This is a genomic window from Sphingopyxis sp. JAI108, assembly GCF_013410105.1.
Lineage (GTDB): Bacteria > Pseudomonadota > Alphaproteobacteria > Sphingomonadales > Sphingomonadaceae > Sphingopyxis > Sphingopyxis chilensis.
Map to the genome: position 1 here is coordinate 695,616 of NZ_JACCCJ010000001.1, position 11,735 is coordinate 707,350.

General features: G+C 65.3%; 7 protein-coding genes. 6 read left to right on the plus strand and 1 reads right to left on the minus strand.

The window, feature by feature from the left end:
* Positions 1 to 4: 4 nt before the first annotated feature.
* Positions 5 to 1,555, minus strand: coding sequence for a glycerol-3-phosphate dehydrogenase (gene glpD / locus HDC29_RS03290; RefSeq protein ID WP_179494346.1), 1,551 nt, complete (start codon positions 1,553 to 1,555; stop codon positions 5 to 7).
* A 228-nt stretch (positions 1,556 to 1,783) separates the two neighbouring features.
* Here glpD and zwf point away from each other — a divergent pair, with 228 nt between their 5' ends.
* From zwf to HDC29_RS03320, 6 genes are all read left to right on the plus strand, one after another.
* Positions 1,784 to 3,268, plus strand: a complete 1,485-nt coding sequence (gene zwf / locus HDC29_RS03295) for a glucose-6-phosphate dehydrogenase (protein WP_179494348.1) — start codon at positions 1,784 to 1,786, stop codon at positions 3,266 to 3,268.
* Between the two features lie 197 nt (positions 3,269 to 3,465).
* On the plus strand, positions 3,466 to 5,307 hold the full coding sequence (gene edd, locus HDC29_RS03300; protein ID WP_179494350.1) for a phosphogluconate dehydratase: 1,842 nt from the start codon (positions 3,466 to 3,468) through the stop codon (positions 5,305 to 5,307).
* A 70-nt stretch (positions 5,308 to 5,377) separates the two neighbouring features.
* Positions 5,378 to 6,001 (plus strand): bifunctional 4-hydroxy-2-oxoglutarate aldolase/2-dehydro-3-deoxy-phosphogluconate aldolase, encoded by a 624-nt coding sequence (gene eda / locus HDC29_RS03305; RefSeq protein ID WP_179494352.1) that lies wholly within the window; start codon positions 5,378 to 5,380, stop codon positions 5,999 to 6,001.
* 62 nt (positions 6,002 to 6,063) lie between these two features.
* On the plus strand, positions 6,064 to 7,656 hold the full coding sequence (locus HDC29_RS03310) for an HAD-IB family hydrolase (RefSeq protein ID WP_179494354.1): 1,593 nt from the start codon (positions 6,064 to 6,066) through the stop codon (positions 7,654 to 7,656).
* A gap of 112 nt (positions 7,657 to 7,768) precedes the next feature.
* Positions 7,769 to 10,108: a glycerol-3-phosphate 1-O-acyltransferase gene (locus HDC29_RS03315; RefSeq protein ID WP_179494356.1), complete on the plus strand. Its 2,340-nt coding sequence runs from the start codon at positions 7,769 to 7,771 to the stop codon at positions 10,106 to 10,108.
* Between the two features lie 62 nt (positions 10,109 to 10,170).
* Positions 10,171 to 11,727 (plus strand): wax ester/triacylglycerol synthase family O-acyltransferase, encoded by a 1,557-nt coding sequence (locus HDC29_RS03320; protein ID WP_179494358.1) that lies wholly within the window; start codon positions 10,171 to 10,173, stop codon positions 11,725 to 11,727.
* Positions 11,728 to 11,735 lie beyond the last annotated feature (8 nt).

The window sequence follows — 11,735 nt, forward strand, 5'->3', positions numbered from 1 at the left end:
GGGGTCAGCCCGTCACGCGCTCTTCGAAATATCCGGAGTCAGCCATCCGGGCGTCGGCGACGAGGCGCTCGGCATGTTCGGCAAGGCGCGCGACCTCGCCGGGCGTGAAATGCAGCCCCAGCTTGCTCCGCCGCCAGAGGATGTCGTCGGTCGTTCGCGCCCATTCGCGCGTCACCATCCAGCGGATCTCGGCTACGCTCAGCCCATGCGCAATCTCGCCGCCGAGGTCGTCCCAGTCCGCCGCTCCCGCCAGCCACTCGCGCGCGTCGGTGCCATAGGCCTTGGCGATGCGGTCGACCGTTGCAGTGGAAAGGAAGGGATAAGCGAGCTTGTAATCCGCCTTCAGCGCGCCGGCGCCGTTCGTCGGGAAATTGCCGCCGGGTAGCGGCGCCTTCGCTGTCCAGCGCTTGCGCGAAAGCGCCGTGACATGATCGACCAGGTCGTCGACAACCTCCTCGGCGACATGGCGATAGCTGGTGATCTTGCCGCCATAGATGGTGAGCAAGGGTGCACCTTCCGCCATGTCGAGGTCGATCCGATAACCGCGGGTCGCGGCTTCGGGGCGCCCCGAGCCGTCCTCGATCAGCGGCCGGACACCCGAATAGGTCCACACGACATCGGCGGGGGTGACGGGGATGCGGAAATAGAGGCTCGCCCCTTCGCAAAGATAGGCGATTTCATCGGCGCTCGCCTGCGCCTCGCTCGCCGGTCCGTCATGGTCCTGGTCGGTGGTGCCGATCAGCGTGAAGTCGCGCTCGTAAGGGATGGCGAAGAAGATGCGTCCGTCGGGCAGCTGGAAAAAATAGGCATAGTCATGCTCGAACAGCTTGCGCACGACGATATGCGACCCCCGCACGAGCCGCATCTGGTGATCGGGCTCGGCATCGGCGCGTTTGAGCAGGTCGAGCACCGCGGGCCCCGCAGCGTTGACGACGCTGCGTCCGGTAAAACGATATTGATGGCCCTGGTCATCGCGTGCGTCGACGATCCACAGCCCGTCCTCGCAGCGGAGCATTTCCACGCGCGTCCGGGTGCGCACCCGTGCGCCGTGGTCGACGGCATCGCGCGCGTTGAGCGTGACGAGCCGCGCATCGTCGACCCAGCCGTCCGAATATTCGAAGCCCTTCACATATTGCGGCTGGAGCGGCCCGCCTGCGGCATGGCGGCGCAAATCGACTGACCGCGTCGCGGGCAGTTTCTTGCGCCCGCCGATATGGTCATACAGAAACAGGCCGAGCCGCAGCAGCCAGCGCGGGCGCAGCCCGTCGCGATAGGGCAGGACGAAGCGCAGCGGATGGATGATGTGCGGCGCGATGCCCCACAGAAGCTCGCGTTCCTTCAGCGCCTCGCGCACCAGGCCGAATTCATAATGTTCGAGATAGCGCAGCCCGCCGTGGATCAGCTTGGTCGATTTCGATGAGGTGCCTTGCGCGAGATCGCCTGCCTCCAGCAGCAGCACCCGCCCGCCGCGCCCCGCGGCATCGCGCGCGACACCCGCGCCATTGACGCCGCCGCCAACGACGATGACATCATAGGGTGAGGCGCTGTCGGGCATGGGGCCGGGTCTTAGAATCGTTCAGCCGGGATTGCCATATGCCTGAGCGCCCCTGCGAAGGCAGGGACCCATCACCCGTGGCATCGTCCTTTCCAGAGCAGTCCTTTCGTGTCGCAACGGCCGGTGATGGGCCCCTACCTTCGCAGGGGCACGGCTGCCGCACGAACGCATGCGTAGCGGCTTACGTATGCGCGTTGCATTCGGGGGGCGCATCCTCCAATTCTGCACATGTTATCCAAGGGGACGAATGTGAGCGTGAAAGTCGAAACATTGGTGCTGTTCGGCGCGACGGGCGACCTCGCGCAGCGCATGCTCTTTCCCTCGCTCTATAACCTCCACCTCGACGGGCTGCTCGCCGACGCGCTGACGATCGTCGGGTCGGGGCGGTCGAAGATGGACCGCGCGGCGTTTCAGGGACAGGTTCGCGAGGCGCTTGTCGAACATCTGCCCGCCGACCGCATCGACGATGGCGGGGTCGAAAGCTTCCTCGGCCGTATCGACTATTGCGCGATCGATGCCGGGGCGGGAACCGGCTATGACGAGCTCGCGGCATTGCTCGGCGACCGCATGACGCGCCCGATCGGCGTCTATCTCTCGACCCCGCCGTCGATGTTCGGCCCGATCGCGCAGGGCCTCAAGGCCGCGAACATTGCCTGCGCCGAATGCCGCATCGCGATGGAAAAGCCGATCGGGCACGATCTGGCCTCGTCGCGCGACGTGAATGCCGAGGTCGGTGACGCCTTCGCCGAGGATCGCGTCTTCCGCATCGACCATTATCTCGGCAAGGAAACCGTCCAGAACCTGCTTGCGCTGCGCTTTGCCAATATGCTGTTCGAGCCACTGTGGAACGCGCAGGCGATCGACCATGTCCAGATCACCGTCGCCGAAACCGTCGGGCTCGAAGGCCGCGTTTCCTATTATGACGGGGTCGGCGCGCTGAAGGACATGGTGCAGAACCATATGCTCCAGCTGCTCGCGATCATCGCGATGGAGCCGCCGTCGAGCGTCTCGTCGACCGCGGTGCGCGACGAAAAGGTCAAGCTGCTGCGATCCTTGCGCAAGCTGACCGCCGCCGATGTGAAGGCGCACAGTGTCAAGGGGCAGTATAACAGCGGCGCGGTCAATGGCGGTGCGGTCGCGGGTTATGCCGACGAACTCGGCAACCCGTCGAACACCGAAACCTTTGTCGCAATCAAGGCCTATATCGACAATTGGCGCTGGAAGGGCGTGCCCTTTTACCTCCGCACCGGCAAGCGCATGCCGCAGCGCAAGTCGGAGGTGCTGATCCAGTTCAAGCCGGTGCCGCACAATATCTTCGCGCGCGTCGGCGCGGGCAAGCTCGATGCGAACAGCATGATCATCAACCTGCAGCCCGAAGAGAATATCCGGGTCAAGGTGATGGCGAAACAGCCCGGCCTCGACCGCGACGGTGTGAAGCTGAAAGAGGTGACGATGGACGTCTCGCTTTCGCACAGCTTTGCGGGCGAGCGGCGGCGCATCGCTTACGAGCGCCTGCTGCTTGATTTCATCGAGGGCGATCAGACCTTGTTCGTGCGCCGCGACGAGGTGGAGGCGCAGTGGCAATGGATCGATTCGATCCGCGATGCTTGGGCCGCGGTGGATATGGCGCCGCAGAATTACACCGCCGGAAGCTGGGGTCCGTCGAGCGCAATCGCGCTGATCGAACGCGACGGGGCGAGCTGGCATGATTGAGCGCACCCCAAACTTTCTCCCCTTGGCGAAGAAGGACACGAAGCCTTGTCGCGCAGCGACTAGGCGCAGTTGGATTAGGGTCTCTACCGCTACCTTCGCACGCCACGTCCAATGCCCTCACCCAGCTTCGACTAGGCAGCAAGCTGCCAAGTCTGCGCATCCCTCTCCCCCAAGGGGAGAGGGTTTTGGAATGCACCATGACTGATATCCACCCCACCATCGCCGCGGTCACCGACCGCATCATCGCGCGCAGCAAGCCCCGCCGCGCCGCTTATCTCGACCTGATGGACCGCCAGCGCGAGGCCGGCACCAATCGCGGCAATCTGTCGTGCGGCAACCTCGCGCATGGCTTCGCCGCGTCGGGCGAGGACAAGCCCGCGATCCGCTCGGGCGCCGAAATGAATATCGGCATCGTCACCAGCTATAACGACATGCTCTCGGCGCATCAGCCGTACGGCCGCTATCCCGAACAGATCAAAGTCTTCGCGCGCGAAGTCGGCGCGACCGCACAGGTCGCGGGCGGGGTTCCGGCGATGTGCGACGGGGTGACGCAGGGGCAGGCGGGCATGGACCTGTCGCTGTTCAGCCGCGACAATATCGCGCAGGGCACCGCGATTGCGCTCAGCCATGCGATGTTCGAGAGCGCGCTGCTGCTCGGCATCTGCGACAAGATCGTCCCCGGGTTGCTCATCGGCGCGCTGCGTTTCGGCCATCTGCCGCAAATCCTGATTCCCGCCGGACCGATGCCCTCGGGCCTCGCGAACAAGGAAAAGCAGCGCGTCCGCCAGCTCTATGCCGAGGGCAAGGCCACCCGCGACGAACTGCTCGAGGCCGAGGCGGCGAGTTACCATGGCGCGGGCACCTGCACCTTCTATGGCACCGCGAACTCCAACCAGATGATGATGGAGCTGATGGGGCTGCACATCCCTGGCAGCGCCTTCACCAACCCCGGCACCAAGCTGCGCCAGTTACTGACGCGCGCCGCGACGCATCGGATCGCCGAGATCGGCTGGGACGGTGACGATTACCGCCCGCTGGCGCGCTGCATTGACGAAAAGGCGATCGTCAACGCCGCGATCGGCCTGCTCGCGACCGGCGGGTCGACCAATCATGCGATCCACCTGCCCGCGATCGCGCGCGCCGCGGGGATCATCATCGACTGGCAGGATTTCGACGAGCTCAGCCACGCGGTGCCGCTGCTCGCGCGTGTCTATCCCAACGGCGCGGGCGACGTGAACAACTTCCATGCGGCGGGCGGCATCGGCTATGTCGTGCGCGAGCTGCTTGGCGCGGGATTGCTCCACGGCGACGTGCTGACCGTCGGCGGCACGATGGCCGATTATGCGGCCGAGCCCGTGCTGGTGAACGACGAACTCCACTGGCAGGCGGCACCCGCGACAAGCCGCGACGACAATATGCTGCGCCCGGTTGCGGCGCCTTTCTCGGCCGATGGCGGGATGCGCCTGCTCGCGGGCAATCTCGGCCGCGCGATCATCAAGACGAGCGCGGTCGCCGAGGATCGCTGGACGATCGAGGCGCCGTGCCGGATCTTCGACGACCAGAATCAGGTGCTCACCGCGTTCAAGGCGGGCGAGCTGGAGCGCGACGTCGTCGTCGTCGTCCGCTTCCAGGGGCCGCGCGCCAACGGCATGCCCGAACTGCACAAGCTGACCCCGGCCCTCGGGGTGTTGCAGGACAAGGGCTATCGCGTCGCCCTGCTCACCGACGGGCGAATGTCGGGCGCGAGCGGCAAGGTGCCCGCGGTGATCCATCTCTCGCCCGAAGCCTTGCCCGGCACCGACGGGGTGAGTGGTCCGCTCGCCTATCTTCAGGACGGCGACATCGTGCGCGTGTGTGCGGTGAACGGCGAAGTCGTGGCGCTCGTCGACGAGGCCGAATGGGCCTCGCGCGCACCCGCTGCCGCGCCGCCCCCGGCGGTCGGCGTGGGGCGCGAGCTGTTCGCGCTGTTCCGCCACCACGCCGACGAGGCGGAGAAGGGCGGATCGGCGGTATTGGCGGCGATGGAGACCGTCATTTGATTTGCCGGCAGTTTAAGACGCAACAATAAGATCCCGGCCTTCGCTGGGATGACGATGAAAGAGAGATAGAATGTCCGACAGCGGTATCGAACAGATCATGCGTTTGGCGCCCGTCATCCCGGTGATCGTCATCGACCGCGCCGAAGATGCGGTGCCGATGGCGGAGGCGCTTGTCGCCGGCGGGCTCAAGGTGCTCGAAGTGACGATGCGCACCCCCGCGGCGCTCGACGCGATCAGGGCGATGAAGGCTGTGTCCGGCGCGGTCGTCGGCGCGGGCACGGTGCTCAACCCGCGGATGCTGAAGGACGCGCTCGATGCGGGCTCCGAATTCATCGTCTCGCCCGGCCTCACCGACAGCCTTGGCGAGGCCGCGGTGGCGAGCGGCATTCCTTTCCTGCCCGGCGTCGCCAATGCGTCGAATATCATGGCGGGGCTCGACCTTGGCCTCGACAGCTTCAAATTCTTCCCCGCGGCGACGAGCGGCGGCATCCCGGCGCTGAAGGCGCTCGCCGGCCCGTTCGGCGGGATCAACTTCTGCCCGACCGGCGGGATCAGCGCCGCGACCGCGCCCGAGTGGCTCGCGCTGGATCCCGTGCGCTGCGTGGGCGGCAGCTGGGTCGTACCGGCGGGGCCACTCGATCCCGCCCGGATAGAGGAACTCGCGCGCGAGGCCTCCGCGCTTTCGCGCCATTGATTAACCCCATCTTACCTGTCATCGTGCAGGGATAAGGCGGCAAACAAGCCGTTGGTGGGGAGATGCGCGTGCCGAGGCCGCAGCCGCATTTGGAAGAAGTTCTGGCGTCCGAACCCGGATCGCATATCGCCGCGCTCTTCGATTTCGACGGGACGATCATCTCGGGCTACTCTGCGACCGCGATGCTGCGCGAGAAATTCCAGCGCCGCGAAATGTCGGTCGAGGAAATCGCCGAGACCGCGCAGGTCATCGCGCAGCACAGCCTTGGCACGATCGGCTTTTCGGGGCTGATGTCGGGCGCCGCCAAATTCATGAAGGGCGTCGACGAGCAAAGCTTCATCGAGTTCGGCGAGGAGCTCTACAAAAAGCATATCGCGCGCAAAATCTATCCCGAAACGCGCGCGATCATCGAGGCGCACCAGGCGAAGGGTCACCGCGTTGCGATCATCTCGTCGGCGACGATCTACCAGATCGAACCCACCGCGCGCGACCTGGGCATCACCGACATCAAATGCTCGGCCTATGAGATCGAGGATGGCGTCTTCACCGGCGACATCATCCGCCCGCTCTGCTTCGGCGAGGGTAAGGTGCTCGCTGCCGAGGAGCTCGCCGAGGAATATGGCCTCGATCTCGACCAGAGCTTTTTCTATTCGGACAGCGACGACGATATCGAATTGCTCGAACGCGTCGGCAAACCGCGCCCGCTCAACCCGAACCTCAAGCTGAAGGCCATCGCCGACGAACGGAACTGGCCTGTCCAGCGCTTCGGCAGCCGCGGCACGCCGAGCTGGGTCGATTACACGCGCACCATCTATGCGACCGGATCGCTCGTCGGCGCCTTCGCTGCCGGCCTTCCGATCTGGGCGCTCACCCGCTCGCAGCGCGAGGCGGCGAATTTCTCGATCGGCCTGTTCGGCGATTTCGCGACCGCGATCACCGGCGTCGAGCTGGAGGTCGAGGACGAAAAGAATCTCTGGTCGTCGCGGCCGTGCATCTTCATTTTCAACCATCAGAGCAAGGCGGACGTGATGATCCTCGCCAAGCTCATCCGCCGCGACATGGGCGGGGTGGGCAAGAAGGAAATCAAGGACATCCCCATCCTCGGCAAGCTGATGGAATGGGGCGGCACCGTCTTCGTCGACCGCGCCGACGGCAAGAGCGCGATCAAGGCGATGGAACCGCTCGTCGATGCGATCCGCGTTGAAGGCAAGTCGATCTGCATCTCGCCCGAGGGCACGCGCAGCCTCACGCCCAAACTCGAACCGTTCAAAAAGGGCGCGTTCCACCTCGCGATGCAGGCCGGCGTCCCCATTGTGCCGATTGTCATTCATAACGCCACCGACGTCGCGCCGAAGAATGAGTTCGTGATGCGCCCCGCGACGGTGCGCGTCACCGTGCTGCCGCCGGTCGATACCTCGAAATGGAGCCCACGGACAATCAACACGCATGTTCGCGACGTCCGCAATATGTTCCTCCGCACGCTGGGCCAGCCCGAGGAGAGTGTCGCCGAATCCGTGGTGAAGGAGCCGGCGCCCGAGGCTGCTCCGCCTAAGGCCAAGGTCGAAAAGGCAAAGAAGACGGCCGAAAAGAAGCCTTCAGCCAAGAAGAAAGCTCCGGCAAAGAAAGCGGCCGCGCTAAAGCGGAGGACGGCCTAGGCCATGTTTCACCCCGTCATTGCGAGCGGAGCGAAGCAATCCACAGCGGTTTACGCCACTCTGGATTGCCGCGTCGCTTCGCTCCTCGCAATGACGGGGAGAGCATAAGGCGGTGGCCGACGGAACGCCCCGCACCCCGATCGTGACGGAGGACGCGGCCGACCGGCTCTATATCATCGATGCGCGGGGCGGGGTGGAGCGAAGGCTGCTGCTCGACTGGATCCATGCAACTTCAGGCGACAATGAGCCGCAATGGGCCAGCCTTGCGATCGAAGACGACGATCATGCGCTGCCGCTCGACATGCTGCGCGCGCGGCTCGACGGATCGCCGTCGCGGCAGGTCGTGCCGCTGCGCGTCGCGTGGCGCATTCCGGGATTCGACCGCGACCGCGCGCTCAAATTCCGCCACATCCTGTTCGGAGACCCGCGTCATCCCGGCCCGCTCCGCTCGCGGCTGATCCTGCTCCGCGACCGCCGCCGCGCGCAGATACTGGTCGGCGAGGCGGCAACGCTCGAGGCGCTGCGCGACCGTTTCTGTAAGCAGACTGGCGGCGGCGACGGCGAGGGGGCCGACAGCCCCGAATTCGCAGGCTTTGTCGCGCGGCAGGCGGGGCTCGCGCTCGACGTCGCCGAACGCGGCATCCGGGGAACAAGATATAAGGTGCCGCGCTTCGTCGCCGATGGCCTGCGCACCAGTCCCAAATTCCGCGCTGCGTTGGTCGAACTGGCCGAGACGACGGGCCGCCCCGTTGCCGAGCTCTTTCGCGAGGCGCGGCCGCTCATGAAAGAGGTCATCGCGCGGCCGTCGGCGCTCTTCCTCGATCTGCGCGCGCGGCTCGACCGCATGATGTTCGGCGGCTACGCGCCCGAGATGGAGGTCGATGCCGCCGAACTCGCAAGGCTCCGCTCGATCCTGCGCGAGCATCCGACCGCGATCCTCTTCACCCACAAAACCTATATCGACGGCGCGACCCCCAGTCGCCTGACCTATGAAAACGACATGCCGATGCTGCACAGCTTCGGCGGCGCCAATCTCGATTTCGCGGTGATGGGCGAATTCTTCCGCCGCTCGGGGATGATCTTCATCCGGCGGAGTTTTCAGGACCAGCCCGTCTACAAGCTCGTGCTGCGCCATTATATCGCCTGGCTGCTCGCCAAGCGTTTCCCGCTGAGCTGGGCGTTCGAGGGGACACGCTCGCGCCTCGGCAAGCTGATGCCGCCCAAATATGGCCTGATGAAATATGTCCTCGACGCCGCGCACGCGACGGGGACGCGCGATGTCCATTTCGTGCCTTTCGTCACCAGCTTCGACCTGATCCGCGACGTCGAGGAATATACCGCCGAACAGACGGGGCGCAGCAAGAAGCCCGAATCGCTGTCGTGGTTCATCGGATATATGAAGAGCCTGAAGGCGCCGTCGGGCCGCATCCGGCTCGACATCGGCGAACCCGTCGTGATCGAGGCGGCGCCGGCCCCCGACGACAGGCGCGCGCTCGAACAGATCGCCTTCGCGGTCGCGGTCGAGGCGAACCGCGTCACGCCGCTCACGGTGACGTCGGTGATGTGCCTGATCCTGCTCGGCATGGCGCCGCGCGGCGCGACGTCGGCCGAATTGCTCGGCGCGATCGGCGCGGTGACCGACTGGGCGCGGGCGCGCGGCATCCGGCTCAGCAACGAACTGGAAAGCGGCGACGACAAGGCTCTTTCGGCGACGGTCGACACGCTCGTCGAGAGCGGCCTGCTGACCCGCTACGAGGCGGGCAGCGAGAATGTCTATTCGATCGACCCCGCCAAGCATCCGATGGCGAGCTATTACCGCAACATCATCGCGCATCATTTCCTCGACCGCGCGATGATCGAACTCGCGCTGTTCGAACTGCGCGATGCCGACAGCGGCGACGCGACCGCCGCTTTCTGGACGAAGATCGATCGCCTGCGCGACCTGTTCAAATTCGAATTCTTCTACCCGCCGCGGGGCGAGCATCTTGCGGCGATCGAGGCCGAGCTCGAACGCATCGATCCGGTGTGGGACCGCCGCCTCGCCAGCGGCGATCGCGGCATCGCGCAGCTCCTTCGCCGTTGCCAGCCCGTCGTCGGTCACGCGATCCTGCTGCCCTTTGCCGAGGCCTATTCGGTCGTCGCCGAACAGCTTGCGCGTGCGCGGCCCGGCGATGTCGTCGATGAGAAGGCGCTGCTCGATGCGGCTCTCACCGAAGGCAGGCAGGCCTATTTGCTGCGCCGGATCAGCAGCGAGGCGGCGATCGGCAAATTGCTGTTTGCCAACGGCCTGTCGCTGATGCGCCACATGGGGCTCGCCGAGGAGGCGACCCCCGTCAATCTCGTCGCGCGCCGCGCACTGCTGATGGAACTGCGCGGCCTGGCCAACGTCATGGAAACGATGCGGCTGTCGACGGTGGCGCTCGCGGACCGCTTGCCGGGGGTGGGGGAATGACGGCGCCCCCACACGCTTCGCTCCCAATGACGATATGAATGGAGCAGGGAAAGGAACCAAACATGCTCAAACAGCTCAGCGCGCAGGACGCCCAGTTCCTTTACACCCAGACCGCGAACAATCTGACGCACATCATGGGGGTTTATATCTACGACCCCTCGACCGCACCGGGCGGCTTCGTGCGCTTCAAGGACATCATCGCCCACGTCGAAAGCCGCGTCGACACCTCGCCGCTGTTCAAGCGCCGCCTCCACCGCCTGCCGTTCGACATGGACCATCCCTATTGGGTCGAGGACGAGCATTTCGACATCGAGGCGCATATGAGCCACGCGCGGTTGCCCGAGCCCGGCGACTGGCGGCAATTCTGCATCGCCGTCGCGCGCTGGTTTTCGAAGCCGATGGATATGAATCGGCCGCTGTGGGACATTTATATCATCGAGGGGCTCGATCGGATTCCGGGTATCCCGAAGGGCAGCTTCGCGATGCTCCACCGCGTCCATCATGCCGCGGTGGACGGCGCGTCGGGCGCGCACGCCTTCATCGCGATGAGCGACATCGACGCGCACGGTACACCCGCGATTGCCGAACCGCCGCCGGTCGAGGAATTGGGCAAGGCGCCATCGAGCGCCGAAACCCTCTCGCGCGCCTGGTCGGCGTCGCTCCAGTCGCCGGTCAAGTTCATGAACGCGCTGATGAAGATGTCGCCGGCGATCGTCGCCTCGGCGCGCAAGTCGATCGCCGAGGGCGGCATGACCGCCGGCGTTCCCGAAACGCGCTTCAATGTGCCGGTCGGCCCGCACAAGATGTTCGAAGCGACCACGGTGGCGCTCGCCGATGTCGCGGAGATCCGCAAGAAGGTGCCCGGCGCGACGGTCAATGATGTGGTGCTCACCACCGTCGGCGGCGCGCTTCGCAAATATCTCGCGAAACACAAGGAGCTGCCCAAGGAAAGTCTCGTTGCGGTCGCGCCGGTCAATCTGCGCGGCAAGGGCGGCAAGGCCAGTACGCCCGGCAATCAGGTGTCGGCGATGAGCGTGCCGATCCGCACCGACATCGCCGATCCGCTCGAACGGCTCGCCGCGGTGCGCGACTATACGGTCGAGGCGAAGGAAGCGAAGGCGGGGGTCAGCGCGCGGATCATGACCGACCTGTCGCAGCATATTCCGGGCGCGACGATGGCGGCGGTCGCACGGCTTGTCACCAGCGAGCGCTTCGCGGTGCGCGGCACCAACCTTTTCATCTCGAACGTCCCCGGCGCGCAGGTGCCGCTTTATCTCGCGGGTGCGCAGCTTGTGCAGCAGCATGGCATGGCGCCGCTCGCGAACAATATGGGGCTGTTCGTAGCGACCCCCAGCTACAATGGCCGGATCGCTTTCTCGCTCATCTCCGAACGCGCGGTGATGCCCGACATCGCCTTTTTCCGCGAATGTATCGACGAAAGTTTCGCCGACCTGATGGCGGCGGCGCCTAAGCCCGAGAAGCCCAAAGCCGCTACGGCAACGCCGCAACCAGCCGCGAAGCCCAAGCCGAAACCGAAAGCGGCGACGAAACCTGCGACGAAGAGCAGGGTGAAACCGGTTGCTAAACCGAACGGAACCCGCAAGAATCCGAAAAAATAGACCATGCT